The 12,935-nt window shown below is 65.6% G+C and carries 12 protein-coding genes; 9 read left to right on the top strand and 3 right to left on the bottom strand.

All coding sequences use genetic code 11. From position 1 onward, the window contains the following. From gspF to ACFQU0_RS11965, 3 genes are all read left to right on the top strand, one after another. Positions 1 to 1,224 (top strand): type II secretion system inner membrane protein GspF, encoded by a 1,224-nt coding sequence (gene gspF, locus ACFQU0_RS11975; protein ID WP_382201023.1) that lies wholly within the window; start codon positions 1 to 3, stop codon positions 1,222 to 1,224. Between the two features lie 106 nt (positions 1,225 to 1,330). After that, positions 1,331 to 2,227: a 5'-nucleotidase gene (locus tag ACFQU0_RS11970; protein ID WP_382201022.1), complete on the top strand. Its 897-nt coding sequence runs from the start codon at positions 1,331 to 1,333 to the stop codon at positions 2,225 to 2,227. Then, positions 2,224 to 3,954, top strand: a complete 1,731-nt coding sequence (locus ACFQU0_RS11965; RefSeq protein ID WP_382201020.1) for an ABC transporter ATP-binding protein/permease — start codon at positions 2,224 to 2,226, stop codon at positions 3,952 to 3,954. The genes ACFQU0_RS11970 and ACFQU0_RS11965 overlap by 4 nt, the downstream gene beginning before the upstream one ends. Positions 3,955 to 3,974: 20 nt before the next feature. On the opposite strand, the gene ACFQU0_RS11960 is transcribed toward ACFQU0_RS11965, so the two are convergent. Together ACFQU0_RS11960 and ACFQU0_RS11955 are read right to left on the bottom strand one after the other, a co-directional pair. Further along, on the bottom strand, positions 3,975 to 4,271 hold the full coding sequence (locus ACFQU0_RS11960) for a hypothetical protein (RefSeq protein ID WP_382201018.1): 297 nt from the start codon (positions 4,269 to 4,271) through the stop codon (positions 3,975 to 3,977). 91 nt (positions 4,272 to 4,362) lie between these two features. Further along, positions 4,363 to 6,003 (bottom strand): S8 family serine peptidase, encoded by a 1,641-nt coding sequence (locus ACFQU0_RS11955; RefSeq protein ID WP_382201017.1) that lies wholly within the window; start codon positions 6,001 to 6,003, stop codon positions 4,363 to 4,365. Between the two features lie 127 nt (positions 6,004 to 6,130). Between ACFQU0_RS11955 and ACFQU0_RS11950 the strand changes: the two genes are divergently transcribed. The 6 genes from ACFQU0_RS11950 to arsC all read left to right on the top strand — a co-directional run bounded on the left by ACFQU0_RS11950 (position 6,131) and on the right by arsC (position 10,756). Further along, on the top strand, positions 6,131 to 7,174 hold the full coding sequence (locus ACFQU0_RS11950) for an ArsJ-associated glyceraldehyde-3-phosphate dehydrogenase (RefSeq protein WP_382201016.1): 1,044 nt from the start codon (positions 6,131 to 6,133) through the stop codon (positions 7,172 to 7,174). A gap of 13 nt (positions 7,175 to 7,187) precedes the next feature. Then, positions 7,188 to 8,420, top strand: a complete 1,233-nt coding sequence (arsJ, locus tag ACFQU0_RS11945; RefSeq protein ID WP_382201014.1) for an organoarsenical effux MFS transporter ArsJ — start codon at positions 7,188 to 7,190, stop codon at positions 8,418 to 8,420. Continuing rightward, a complete protein-coding gene (locus tag ACFQU0_RS11940; protein ID WP_382201012.1) occupies positions 8,417 to 8,743 on the top strand; it encodes an ArsR/SmtB family transcription factor in 327 nt (108 codons plus the stop codon). The genes arsJ and ACFQU0_RS11940 overlap by 4 nt, the downstream gene beginning before the upstream one ends. 28 nt (positions 8,744 to 8,771) lie before the next feature. Next, positions 8,772 to 9,272 carry an arsenate reductase ArsC gene (locus tag ACFQU0_RS11935; protein WP_382201010.1) on the top strand — a complete coding sequence of 167 codons (501 nt, stop codon included), beginning with the start codon at positions 8,772 to 8,774 and terminating at the stop codon, positions 9,270 to 9,272. 97 nt (positions 9,273 to 9,369) lie between these two features. After that, a complete protein-coding gene (gene arsB, locus ACFQU0_RS11930) occupies positions 9,370 to 10,374 on the top strand; it encodes an ACR3 family arsenite efflux transporter (protein ID WP_382201008.1) in 1,005 nt (334 codons plus the stop codon). Between the two features lie 4 nt (positions 10,375 to 10,378). Further along, positions 10,379 to 10,756 carry an arsenate reductase (glutaredoxin) gene (arsC, locus tag ACFQU0_RS11925; protein WP_382201006.1) on the top strand — a complete coding sequence of 126 codons (378 nt, stop codon included), beginning with the start codon at positions 10,379 to 10,381 and terminating at the stop codon, positions 10,754 to 10,756. 56 nt (positions 10,757 to 10,812) lie between these two features. Here arsC and ACFQU0_RS11920 read toward each other — a convergent pair whose 3' ends face one another. After that, positions 10,813 to 12,879 carry a PhoX family protein gene (locus ACFQU0_RS11920; protein WP_382201005.1) on the bottom strand — a complete coding sequence of 689 codons (2,067 nt, stop codon included), beginning with the start codon at positions 12,877 to 12,879 and terminating at the stop codon, positions 10,813 to 10,815. Between the last annotated feature and the right edge of the window lie 56 nt (positions 12,880 to 12,935).

The raw sequence follows: 12,935 nt of genomic DNA, 5'->3' as shown, positions 1-12,935 counted from the left end.
ATGCCCGCCTACACCTTCGAAGCCATCGACGCTGACGGCAAGGCACTGAAAGGCCTGCTCGACGCCGACACCGTGCGCGCAGCACGCAGCGCCCTGCGCACGCGGGGCCTGGTGCCGCTCAAGGTGGAACCGGCCATGGCCGACGCCAACGCAGTGGATACACCCGCCACTGGCTGGTGGACACAGCGCGTGTTCAGCAGCACCGGTCTGGCGGTGTGGACGCGGCAGCTGGCCGGCCTGGTGGCAGCCGATTTACCGCTGGAGCGCGCGCTGGCGGCCCTGGCGGACGAAGCCGACACCGAACGCCAGCAGCGGCTGGTGGCCACACTGCGCGCCGAGGTCAACGCCGGCTCGGCCTTCGCGCGGGCGCTGGGCCAGCACACGCGCGAGTTCTCGGCCACCTACACGGCGGTGGTGGCGGCCGGCGAACAAAGTGGCCAACTGGGCACGGTGCTCGAACGCCTCGCCGACGACCTCGAATCGCGCGAGGCCTTGCGCAACAAACTCATTGGCGCGGCGCTGTACCCCGCCATCGTCAGCGCGGTGGCGGTGCTCATCGTCCTGTTTCTGCTGGCCTACGTGGTGCCGCAGGTGGCGGCGGTGTTTTCCGGCAACCAGCGCGCCCTGCCCCTGCTCACACGCGTCATGTTGGGCATCAGTGCGGTGGTGCGCGAATACGGCTGGCTGCTGGCCTTGATCGCTGCCTCGGCCGTGGCTGGCGTGTGGTGGGCACGCCGCCAACCCGCCCTGCGCGAAAAACTGGACGCTGCCTGGCTGCGCCTGCCGCTGATCGGACGGCTGGCGCGCAGCTACAACGCGGCGCGGTTTGCCGCCACGCTGGCGATGCTGGCCGGTGCCGGCGTGCCGATTCTGAAAGCCTTGCAGACGGCCGCCGAAACCCTGGGCAACCGGGCCATGCGGGCCGACGCGCTCGATGCACTGGTGCTGGTGCGCGAAGGTGCGCCACTCGCTTCGGCCATCGGCGGAAAAAAACGCTTCCCCGGCCTGGTGGCCATGTTTGCGCGCCTGGGCGAACAAACCGGCCAGCTGCCCGTGATGCTGGAGCGCGCGGCCAAACAGCTGGGCGAAGAGGTGCAGCGCCGCGCCATGCAGTTCGCCACCCTGCTGGAGCCCCTGCTGATCGTCGGCATGGGTATGGTCGTCATGCTCATCGTGCTGGCGGTGCTCATGCCCATCATCGAGTTGAATCAGTTGGTGAAATGACGCCCCCACGCTCCACCGCTGCGCGGGTCGCTGCCCCCCGAGGGGGCTGGGCCGCCTTGGGAGCGGCCCGGCGGCGGCCCGATCCTCATTCCTGAAAGGCTTCTAAATGGGTGCAACCCTCGACGGCAAGCTGGTGGTGGCGATTTCCTCGCGTGCCCTGTTCGACTTCGAAGAAGAGAACGAGGTCTTTGAACAGACCGACGACCGCGCTTACATGAAGCTGCAGCTCGAACGCGTGGAGCAACCCGCGCGCCCGGGCGTGGCCTTCTCCATGGTGCGCAAGCTGCTGAGCTTCAACGACGTGGGCGCCCAGCGGGTGGAGGTGGTGATCCTGTCGCGCAACGACCCGGTGTCGGGCATGCGGGTGTTCCGCTCGGCCCAACACTATGGCCTGCCCATCGAGCGAGGCAGCTTCACGCGCGGCCAGCCGCCCTGGCGTTATCTGCGCCCGCTCAAGGCCAACCTGTTTTTGTCCGCCCACCTGAGCGATGTGCGTGCCGCGCTGGACGCCGGTGTGCCCGCCGCGCAGGTGTACCCGCGCTCGGTGCACGCGGGCGACACCCACCCGCATGAAGTGCGCATCGCATTCGACGGCGATGCGGTGCTGTTTTCCGACGAAGCCGAGCGTGTCTACCAGGCACAGGGCTTGGGCGCTTTTCAGCGGCACGAGGCCAGCAAGGCCTCCCAGCCCCTGCCCGGTGGCCCCTTCAAGCCCCTGCTGGAAGCCTTGCACCGCCTGCAGCAGGAGGGCACGCCCCACATGCGCATCCGCACCGCGCTGGTGACCGCCCGCAGCGCCCCCGCACACGAGCGCGCCATCCGCACCCTGATGGACTGGAACATCGAGGTCGATGAGGCCATGTTCCTGGGTGGGCTGGACAAGGGCGAATTCCTGCGCGAGTTCGAGCCCGATTTCTTCTTTGACGACCAGACCGGTCACATCGAGTCGGCCGCGCGCCACGTGCCCGCCGGCCATGTGGCCAGCGGCATTTCCAACCCATGACCACCCTGTCCAAACGCCAGGCCTTCCGCCAATTTGCGGGCCAGGCCCTGCGCCTGACCCTGCCCTATTTCCAGTCCAACCAGAAATGGAAGGCGCGTGGCCTGCTCGCGGCCATCGTGGCGCTCAACCTCGCCTCGGTTTACATGCTGGTGCTGCTCAACGACTGGAACCGGCTGTTCTACGACGCCCTGCAAAACAAAGACCAAGTCGTGTTCTGGCGCGAACTGGGCCGCTTCACCTACCTGGCCTTCGGCTTCATCGTCATCGCGGTCTACAAGTTCTATCTCACGCAACTGCTGGAGGTGCGTTGGCGCACGTGGTTGACCGGCCACTACCTCGACCGCTGGCTGCGGCACCGCGCCTTCTACCAGCTGGAACTGATGCGCTACGCCCAGGGCGCCGACAGCCCGCCCGACAACCCCGACCAGCGCATACAGGAAGACCTCAACCTGTTCACCAGCTACACCGTGTCGCTCAGCATGGGCCTGCTCAACGCGGTGGTCACCCTGGTGAGTTTTGTGGGCATCCTGTGGGGCCTGTCGGGCGCCTTCGCGTTTGACTTCAACGGCGCGTCCTTTGAAATCCCGGGTTTCATGGTCTGGATGGCGGTGGTGTACTGCCTGATCGGCAGCGTGCTGAGCCACTACATCGGCCGCCCGCTGATTGGCCTGAACTTCGAGCAGCAGCGCCGTGAGGCCGACTTCCGCCACCACATGGTGCGGGTGCGCGAGTACAGCGAGTCCATCGCACTCGACCAAGGTGGCCCAGTGGAACGCCGCCACCTCGGACAGCGTTTTGGCGACGTGCTGAGCAACTACCTGGCGCTCATCCGCGCCCAGAAGCGTCTGACCTGGTTCACCGTCGGTTTTGGGCAGGCGGCGGTGGTGTTTCCCTTCATCGTGGCGGCGCCGCGTTTTTTCAGCGGCGCCATCCAGCTGGGCGAACTGATGCAGATCGCCAGCGCCTTTGGCCGAGTGCAGGATTCGCTGTCGTGGTTTGTGGACAACTACGACCGGCTGGCCAGCTGGCGCGCCACCACCGACCGTTTGACCGGTTTCGAGCAGAGCCTGACGCAACTGACCGACGACGCGGCCGAGACAACGGTTGGCGCCACCCAGGGCGAGGGTTTTGCCACCGATGGCCTGGACATCTTGCTCCCTCACGGCGCGGAGCTGTTGAACGGATTGCGCTGGTCGGCCGGACCGGGTGAAAGTGTGCTGGTCACAGGCCCCTCGGGCAGCGGCAAATCGACCTTGTTCCGGGTGATCGCAGGCATCTGGCCCTGGGCACGCGGCGCGGTGCAGCGGCCTGTCGATTTTGAGCAGCGCGCCATGTTCCTGCCGCAGCGCCCCTATTTCCCCCACGGCAGCCTGCGCGAAGCCCTGGCCTACCCTGGCCAGGCCAGCGACTACAGCGACGACGCGCTGAAACAAGCGCTGACCGATGCCTTGCTGCCCCAGCTGGTCGCGCGCCTGGACGAACACAACACCTGGGGTCTGAAGCTGTCGGGCGGCGAACAGCAGCGGCTGGCCATCGCACGCGCGCTGCTCAAACGCCCGCGCTGGCTGTTTGCCGACGAGGCCACCAGCGCACTTGACGAAGCTGCCGAAAAAACGCTGTACGAACGCTTGCGCGCCATGGCGCTTGCGGAAAACGGGGCGCTGGTGTCCATCGCCCACCGACCGAGTGTGGCCGCCTTCCACGAACGCCATTGGGCCGTTCGTTGAGTGCTGGCGGCGCGGTTCGGTCAGCGCGGACGCAAGCTGGCGCGCCAGTTGGGCGCCACTTGCACGGGCGCCTGGATCAGCTCGGGCAGATCGGCCAGGCGGTGGGTGAGCAACAGCGCCTCACCACCGGGCGGCGTGGCCAGCTCATAGGCGCCGGCCACCGCCAACGGCCGGGGGCTGAGCCCCTTGCCCACCAAGGCCGCATGCAAGGCCGCTGCCTGGGCCACAGGCGCCACCACCACCACCCCACCTGCGGCCTGGGCCGCGCCTTGGGTATCGGTGCTGGTCTGCCAGGTTTGGCCGTCAAACCACTGCACGGGCGTTGCCTTTTGTGCGTGTGCGCAACCCATAGCCATCACCAGCGACGCAGACAACACCCAACCCCCGAGCCGACGGGCCCACATGTGTTCAGTGACCATACAACACCACCTCCCATGAAAGGACACGGCCTGTGTCCAGCGCTTGTTCATCGCTCACCTGCAGCGTCCAGTTGCCACGCGCGGCTTCGCCCATGTGGCGCACGCTGCCAAAGCTGAACCCGCTGAGCAACGAAGCGCAAATCGACTCCCGGCAGTTGTGTGGCACGCTGAGTTCGCTGAGCCGCCCTGCCGGACTGCGCAACGAAACCCGCAAATCGCCCGTGTAGGTGTGGTCGCTGACCAGGCGCAATGTGACCTGTTCCACCACATTGAGCGAGCAGCTGCCGGCATTCCAGGTCAAGGTCTGCGGGGAAAGGCTGTCGTCCACCAGCACCGCGCCACCGGGCAGGCTGCCGGAAACGCAGGTGCGCTCAGCGCCAAGCGTGCTGAATCCACGCGCCATGTCCACCGCCGCCGTGGCGTTGACGCGACCAAACCCCACCTGCGACTGAAAACCATGGCCGTTCATGGCAGAAGGCACCGCCGCTGGCTGTCCCGCGCCCAGGCTGGCGCTTTGTGCGGTGGCCGCCAGGATCCAGCGCACGTCGCGCCAGCTCAGGTTCGGGTTGGCTTGCAGCATCAGGGCCACCACACCGGCCACCATGGGCGTGCTGGCCGAGGTGCCGTCAAAAAAGGCGGTGTGATCGGCACCCGTGATGGAGGAGGCGTCGGCGTAGCCGCGTGGCCCAGCAATGTCGGTTGTGAGCACGCCCGCCGTGCTTTGGAAACGCCCCACCACGTTGCCCGAAGGCGCGGCCACCAGCACGTTGGCACCCCGTTCGGTGTAGCTGGTGGGACGGTTGTGGTCGTCCACCGCGCCCACCGCCAGCACCGCGCGGAAGTTGGCATAGCCGTCGCGGTTGGCGTCATCGCCACTGGCCCCCCCGTTGCCGGAAGCGATCAGGTACACGGTGCCCAGGCCACCCCGGCCTTGTGCCACCCCTTGCAACACGGCTTGCTGCCACAGGGGCGAGGCGCGGTAGAACGAGCCGGTGCCGCCGCTGGCGGGATCGGGCGGGCCCCAGCTGTTGTTGACCACAGCCGCCCCACCCTGCCAGGCACGCGCCATGGCATCGGCCATGTTCACATCGGTGGACTGGATCAGGGGGTTGAAGGCCATCAGCTGCGCACGCGGTGCCACGCCACGCCCACCGTAAGCATTGTTGTCACGCGCCAGCAAGATGCCCGCCACCGCCGTGCCATGGGCGTCGTCCGGGCCGCCCACGTTGTCGTCAAAGGCCTGGCCGCTGGCGGCTGGCGATGGGCTGGGGTCGGCACTGCCGGTGGCGTAGTTGTGGCTCAGGCCAGCCAAGAGGTTGGGCACCAGGTCGGGGTGGCCGATCTGCACCGCACCGTCCACCACCGCCACTTTGATGCCGTTGCCACGCTCGCCCAGGCTGCCCAGGCTCAGATCGCTGCCGGGGGTGCCGCCACTTTGGCCCGTGTTAAACAGGTGCCACTGCTGCGCCAGCAAAGGGTCGGCCCCGCTGGGCTCGGTTGGAACAGGCTCGGTGGGGGTGGGCGTGGCCGGGTCGGTGCTGGCCGAATCACTGCCACCACCACAGGCGCCCAAGACGGCGGCCAGCGCACACAGCGACAGCCGGACAGACAGCTTGGAAAGGGAACTCATGCAGGCATTATCACCAGCCGCAGGCCCACACACAGCACGCGCACACCTTGCGGGCCGTGTCATGGAACCGTCACGTTGCCCCGCTATATTTCAATGATTCTTTGATTGTTGAAACAGGAGCACACACATGAAAGTGGGCATCAACGGCATGGGCCGCATCGGGCGCCTGGCGCTGCGCGCTGCCTTGGGTGCGGCCGAGCGCCCGAGCGACGATCCACGGGTGGGCAACCGGCTGGAGGTGGTGCACCTCAACGAGATCAAAGGTGGCGCCGCAACCACGGCGCATTTGCTGGCGTTTGACTCGGTGCAGGGCAAGTGGCGGGCCAACATCCGGTCCGAAGGCGACGAAACCATCTGCATAGACGACCAACGGCTGTCCTTCAGCGCTCACGCCACAGCAGCCGAGGTGCCGTGGGGCGACCTGGGTGTGGAAGTCGTGCTGGAATGCACCGGCAAGTTCCTCACGCCCGACACCCTGCAAGGCCACCTGGACCGGGGCGCCAAACGGGTCATCGTGGCCGCACCCGTCAAGGTGGGCGGCGTGCTCAACATCGTGGTCGGTGTCAACCACACGCTGTACAGCCCGGCACAGCACGCCATCGTCACGGCCGCGTCCTGCACCACCAACTGTCTGGCGCCGGTGGTGAAGGTGGTGCACGAGCACATTGGCATCAAACACGGCCAAATCACCACCATCCACAACCCCACCAACACCAATCTGGTGGTGGATGCGCCGCACAAAGACCTGCGCCGCGCCCGCAGCGCAATGGAAAGCCTGGCGCCCACCACCACGGGCAGCGCCACGGCGATTACGCTCATCTACCCGGAGTTGAAGGGCAAGCTCAACGGCCACGCGGTGCGCGCGCCGGTGCTCAATGCATCGCTGACCGACTGCGTGTTTGAACTGCAACGCGACACCACCGCAGACGAAGTGAATGCGCTGTTCAAGGAGGCGTCGCAAACTTATCTGGCCGGCATCCTGGGCTTTGAAGAGCGCCCACTGGTCAGTGCCGACTACGCCCGCGACACGCGTTCGTCCATCGTGGATGCGCCGTCCACCATGGTGACCGACGGCACGCTGCTCAAGGTCTATGCCTGGTACGACAACGAGATGGGCTACGCCTGTCGCATGGTGGACCTGGCTTGCCACATGCAACAGGTCGGCGTGTGAGGGGCATCTGAACATGCAACACGCTGCGCGCAACTACACAGTCGTCACCGCCGCCTACTGGGGGTTCACCCTCACCGATGGCGCGCTGCGCATGCTGGTGCTGTTGCACTTCTACCGCCTGGGCTACTCGCCGTTCACGCTGGCGTTTCTGTTTCTGCTGTACGAGGCGGCCGGTGTGCTGGCCAACCTGATTGGCGGCTGGCTGGCCACACGTTATGGCATCACCCGCATGTTGACCGTGGGCCTGACGACCCAGATCGTGGGCTTCACGGTGTTGTCGCTGCTCAACCCCGCCTGGACCGCGGCCATGTCGGTGGCCTGGGTGGTGCTGGCGCAGGGCATTTGTGGCGTGGCCAAAGACCTGACCAAAACCGCGAGCAAATCGGCCATCAAGGTGACACAAGCGGCGGCCAAGGAACAAGGCGAGACGGGCGACAACGGCCAGCTCTTCAAGTGGGTGGCGTGGTTCACCGGCAGCAAGAACGCGATGAAGGGTTTCGGCTTTTTCCTGGGTGGCGTGTTGTTACAGACGCTGGGCTTTCAGCACGCGCTGTGGCTGATGGCGGGTCTGCTGGCCCTGGTGTTGTTGGGCGTGGTCACGTCTTTGCCGACCCTGATGGGCCGAAGCAAGGCCTCCCAAAGCGCCAAGGAACTGTTCGCCAAAAACGCTGGCATCAACGGCCTCGCTGCGGCGCGGGTGGTGCTGTTCGGCGCACGCGATGTGTGGTTTGTGGTCGGTGTGCCGGTGTTCCTCTATTCGCAGGGCTGGACCTTCACCATGGTGGGCGGCTTTCTGGCGGCGTGGACGATTGGCTATGGCCTGGTGCAGGCACTGGCGCCGGCCATCGTTAAGCGCAGCGCCGACGGCCTGAGCACCGAGGTGCCCGCCGCCCGCCTGTGGTCGGCCGTGCTGGCCTTGGTGCCCATGGCCTTGGCCGCAGCGGTCTGGCTGGACGTGCCCCACCTGCAATGGGTGGTGGTGGGTGGCCTGGGCCTGTTTGGGGTGGCGTTTGCGGTCAACTCGTCCGTGCACTCGTACCTGGTGCTGGCCTATGCCGGCTCCGAAAAGGCGGCCGAGGACGTGGGTTTCTATTACGCCGCCAACGCGCTGGGCCGCTTTCTGGGCACCTTGCTCTCGGGCCTGCTGTACCAGTGGGGCGGGCTGTTGTACGCGCTGATCGGATCGGCCGCCATGCTGGTGCTGTGCTGGCTGTTCACCCTGTACCTGCCGGAGACCCAAACATGAACGAACACGACGCCGTGAAGGCCCTGGGCGCCCTGGCACAAGAGACCCGTTTGAAACTGTTCCGCCTGCTGGTGGTGGCCGGTCAAGACGGGCTCACACCGGGCCACATGGCCGACACCCTGGGGGTGGCGCCCACGGCCCTGTCGTTCCACCTCAAGGAACTCAGCCACGCGGGTTTGGTGCGGTCCGAGCGCGAGGGCCGACACCTCATCTACCGGGCCGAGTTCAGCGCCATGGACGCGCTGCTGGCTTTTTTGACCGCCGAGTGCTGCCAGGGCCAGCCATGCCTGAGCGTGGCCGCGCCGGCTTGCGCTCAATGCTGAGTTTTTGATTCACCACCAGGACTTATCCATGCCCACTCGCACCTACAACGTGCTGTTTCTGTGTACCGGCAACTCGGCCCGCAGCATCATGGCCGAGGCCGTGCTCAACCAGCTGGGCGGCGGCATTTTTCGAGGCCACAGCGCCGGCAGCCACCCTGCGGGCAGCGTCAACCCGTATGCGCTGGATCTGCTGGAGCGCAACCGTTTTCGCACCGACGGGTTGCGCAGCAAAAACTGGGACGAGTTTGCCCAGCCCGGCGCCCCCGTGATGGACTTTGTGCTGACGGTGTGCGACAAGGCCGCTGGAGAGGTGTGCCCGGTGTGGCCCGGTCAACCCATGTCGGCGCACTGGGGGGTGGAAGATCCGGTCCAAGTCGAAGGCAGTGAGGACGACAAGCAACGCGCCTTCACCTCGGTGTTCATCACCCTGCGCACCCGCGTGGCGCTGCTGGTGAACCTGCCCATCGAAAAACTGGACAAGCTGTCACTGCAGAACGAGCTGCACAGCATCGCCACACAACGCGGCTGAGCGGCCAGCCACCACCACGTGGGCCAGGCCTTGACAGGCTTGGCCTTGTGCATTTCAGACGGGCTTCAAACGGGTCCGCACACCGAGGGGTTGTTTCATGGGATTGTTCGAGCGTTTTTTGACCGTGTGGGTGGCGTTGGGCATCGCCGCTGGTGTAGGCCTGGGGCTGTGGCTGCCCGGTCTGTTCGAGGCGGTGGCAGCACTGGAATACGCACAAGTCAACCTGGTGGTGGCCGTGTTCATCTGGGTGATGATTTACCCCATGATGATTCAGATCGACTGGCACGCGGTCAAAGATGTGGGCAAGCGCCCACAGGGCCTGCTGCTCACGCTGGTGGTCAACTGGCTCATCAAGCCCTTCACCATGGCGGCCCTGGGCGTGCTGTTCTTCCAGTATCTCTTCGCGCCTTGGGTGGACCCACAATCGGCCAGCGAATACATCGCCGGCATGATTTTGCTGGGCGTGGCACCGTGCACCGCCATGGTGTTCGTGTGGAGCCAGCTGGTCAAAGGCGACGCCAACTACACGCTGGTGCAGGTGTCGGTCAACGACCTCATCATGGTGTTTGCATTTGCGCCCATTGCCGCCTTCTTGCTGGGCGTGACCGACGTGACCGTGCCGTGGGAAACCCTGGTGCTGAGCACGGTGTTGTATGTGGTGCTGCCACTGGCTGCCGGCATGCTGACGCGGCACCTGCTGCTTTTGCGCTCACAACAGGCGCTGACGTCGTATGTGGCCGCACTCAAGCCTTGGTCGGTGGTGGGATTGATTGCGACCGTGGTGCTGCTGTTCGGCTTTCAGGCCAAAACCATCGTGGCGCAACCCGGCGTGATTGCGCTGATTGCAGTGCCGCTTATCTTGCAGAGTTACGGCATCTTTTTTATTGCCTGGTGGGGCGCCAAGCTGCTCAAGCTGCCCCATGAGGTGGCCGGGCCTGCCTGCCTGATTGGCACCTCCAACTTCTTCGAGCTGGCGGTGGCCGTCGCCATCTCCTTGTTCGGCCTCAACTCTGGCGCAGCGCTCGCCACGGTGGTGGGCGTGTTGGTCGAGGTGCCGGTGATGCTGTCGCTGGTGGCCATCGTGAACGCGCGCCGACAATAGGCGCATGAGCCACATCACGATTTACCACAACCCCAAGTGCGGCACCTCGCGCAACACGCTGGCGCTGATCCGCGACAACGGCTTCGAGCCACAGGTCATCGAGTACCTGAAAACACCGCCCACCCGTGCGGAACTGATGGCGCTGCTGCACGACTTGGGGCTGGGCGTGCGCGACATCCTGCGCGAAAAAGAAGCGGTCTACAGCGAGCTGGGCCTGGCCAACACAGCCTTGAGCGATGCCCAGTTGCTCGACGCCCTGGAACAACACCCCATCCTGATGCAGCGCCCCATCGTGCGCTCGGCAATGGGTGTGCGGCTGTGCCGCCCTGCTGAGCGGGTGTTGGACATCCTGCCGCCCACACAAAAGCCGGCCAACACCTGAAGCGTCAGCCGGCTGGTCTCAAACCGGCGCCCTGTGGGCGCCGGATAGACGGGTGATCAGGTGCCGATCACGCCACCGTCGTTCTTGCGGATCACCACCGTGGCCGAGCGCGGGCGGCCTGCGCTAGCGCCATCGGGCCACTTGGAGAAAGCCGTGGGGTTGTTCGCAATGAAGGCGTCCATGCCGCTGTAGGGCGCGAAGCTGGTGGGGCGGTTGGGGTGGCTGCCCACTTCACCCGGGTGCTGGATGTTGATGAACATGGTCTTGCCATCGGGTGTCCAGCACACGCCTGTCACCTCACAACCATCGGGGCCCACGAGGAAACGGGTGATGGCCTTGGTGTTGATGTCGGCCACCAGCATCTGGTTGTTGCCCTGGCCCACGTAGTCGCCGGTGTTGTTGAAGCTGCCGTCGGTCTGAATCCACAGGCGGCCTTCGGGGTCCACCTGGATGCCGTCGGGCGAGTTGAAGGTGTTGGCGGCGGTGATGTTGGTCGAGCCCTTCTTGGCGCCTTCCAGCGCCGGGTTGCCGGCGATCACAAAAATGTCCCAGGTGAAGGTGGTGGCGGCGGCGTCGGCACCGGCCTCGTTCCAGCGGATCACATGGCCCCAGTTGTTGACGGCGCGTGGATTGGCTTCGTCCACCGCCGGGCGTGCGCTGCCTGCCGTGGTGCTGCCGTCGGCCTTGTTGCTGCTGGGCGTGTCGTTGCTGCCACGGCGGTTGTTGTTGGTGCAAGCCACAAACACCTCGCCGGCCTTGGTCGGGTTGGCGGCTACCCACTCAGGGCGGTCCATCATGGTGGCGCCCACGCGGTCGGCCGCCTGGCGGGCCTTGATCAGCACCTCGGCCTGGTTGGCAAAACCGTTTTCAGGCGTCAGACCGTTCTGACCCCAGACCAGCGGCAGCCACACGCCGGTGCCCTGGTTGTCACCGGTCACGGTGCCGGCGTCGAAGCGGGCCACGTACAGCGTGCCGCTGTCGAGCAGGTTGGCGCCGCTGGCCTTGTTGGCCGGGTTGTAAACGCCGTCGCTGACAAACTTGTAGAGGTATTCGTTGCGCTCGTCGTCGCCCGAATACACCACCGCGCGGTTGTTTTTGGACAGCACACACTCGGCGTTCTCATGCTTGAAACGGCCCAGGGCGGTGCGTTTTTTGGGCTTGCTCGTGGGCGTGTAGGGGTCGATTTCCACGGTCCAGCCGTGGCGGTGTGGCTCGTTGGGGTTGGCCACGAGGTCAAAGCGGGGATCGCCCTTGTGCCAGCCATAGGCAAAACCGGCGGCGCTCAGGCCATAGCGGTTTTGCAGGGTGCTGGGCACGAACGTGCTGTCGTCGGTGCCGAAGTAGCCGTTGAAGTTTTCTTCGCAGGTGATGTAGGTGCCCCAGGGTGTCTGGCCGGCGCCGCAGTTGTTGAGCGTGCCCAGCGCCTCGGTGCCGGTGCTGTCGGCAGCGGTCTTGAGCAAGTCGTGGCCAGCGGCCGGACCGCTGAGGGTAATGGGTGTGTAGCCGGTGATGCGGCGGTTGTAGCTGGAGTTCTTGACGTAGCTCCACTTGCCATCGCTGCCCTTGCGCACCTCGATGACCGACACGCCGTGGCCCGCCAGCATCTTCTTGGTGTTGGCTGCCACTTCGGGGTGGTACCAGTCTTCGCTGCCGGTGACGGCAAAGAAGTACTCGGGGTTGATGTACTCGTGGTTCATCGCCAGCAGGCCGCTGGTCTCGTTGATGGGGAAGAAGTTGATGCCGTCGTGGTTGTCACCGGATTGCACTTCCTGCGCTTCCCAACCTTGCGAGGCGTCGGTGGCAAATTCGGGTGCACCGGCCACGCAGGGGTCACCCCAGCGGTACAGGATGTCGGCGGTGTAGCCCTCGGGCACCACCACGCTGCTGCCACTGCTGGTGGTCACCGCCTTGAAGCCGATGGTGCCGGGTGCCGGCGCATCGCTGCCACCGCCACAGGCCGCCAGGGCACTGCCAAAAATGCCGATCAGGCCCAGGCTGGCGCCCGATTTCAGGAAGTTGCGACGCGCCGGGTTGCGCGCGATTTCGCGTTCGATCAGCTGGTGCAAATGGGCGTTGGACGAAACGTTGGACGCGCCGTCGTCGTCGCGGATGAAATCGGACATCGGGAAAACTCCAGGTAGGGGTGTGTCAAGACGGGGTCTGAGCCCCGACCGACACA

Source organism: Hydrogenophaga defluvii (genome assembly GCF_042665235.1).
In the GTDB taxonomy this organism is placed as follows: Bacteria; Pseudomonadota; Gammaproteobacteria; order Burkholderiales; family Burkholderiaceae_C; genus Hydrogenophaga; species Hydrogenophaga defluvii_A.
Note: the sequence above shows the minus strand (reverse complement) of the source record. Positions and strands in the feature narration are given on the sequence as shown.

Coding starts and splice junctions, on each gene's coding strand:
- arsB (WP_382201008.1), top strand. CDS start 9,370: ATGGGATTGTTCGAGCGTTTTTTGACCGTGTGGGTGGCGTTGGGCATC.
- ACFQU0_RS11965 (WP_382201020.1), top strand. CDS start 2,224: ATGACCACCCTGTCCAAACGCCAGGCCTTCCGCCAATTTGCGGGCCAG.
- ACFQU0_RS11935 (WP_382201010.1), top strand. CDS start 8,772: ATGCCCACTCGCACCTACAACGTGCTGTTTCTGTGTACCGGCAACTCG.
- ACFQU0_RS11955 (WP_382201017.1), bottom strand. CDS start 6,003: ATGAGTTCCCTTTCCAAGCTGTCTGTCCGGCTGTCGCTGTGTGCGCTG.
- gspF (WP_382201023.1), top strand. CDS start 1: ATGCCCGCCTACACCTTCGAAGCCATCGACGCTGACGGCAAGGCACTG.
- ACFQU0_RS11950 (WP_382201016.1), top strand. CDS start 6,131: ATGAAAGTGGGCATCAACGGCATGGGCCGCATCGGGCGCCTGGCGCTG.
- ACFQU0_RS11940 (WP_382201012.1), top strand. CDS start 8,417: ATGAACGAACACGACGCCGTGAAGGCCCTGGGCGCCCTGGCACAAGAG.
- ACFQU0_RS11970 (WP_382201022.1), top strand. CDS start 1,331: ATGGGTGCAACCCTCGACGGCAAGCTGGTGGTGGCGATTTCCTCGCGT.
- ACFQU0_RS11920 (WP_382201005.1), bottom strand. CDS start 12,879: ATGTCCGATTTCATCCGCGACGACGACGGCGCGTCCAACGTTTCGTCC.
- arsC (WP_382201006.1), top strand. CDS start 10,379: ATGAGCCACATCACGATTTACCACAACCCCAAGTGCGGCACCTCGCGC.
- arsJ (WP_382201014.1), top strand. CDS start 7,188: ATGCAACACGCTGCGCGCAACTACACAGTCGTCACCGCCGCCTACTGG.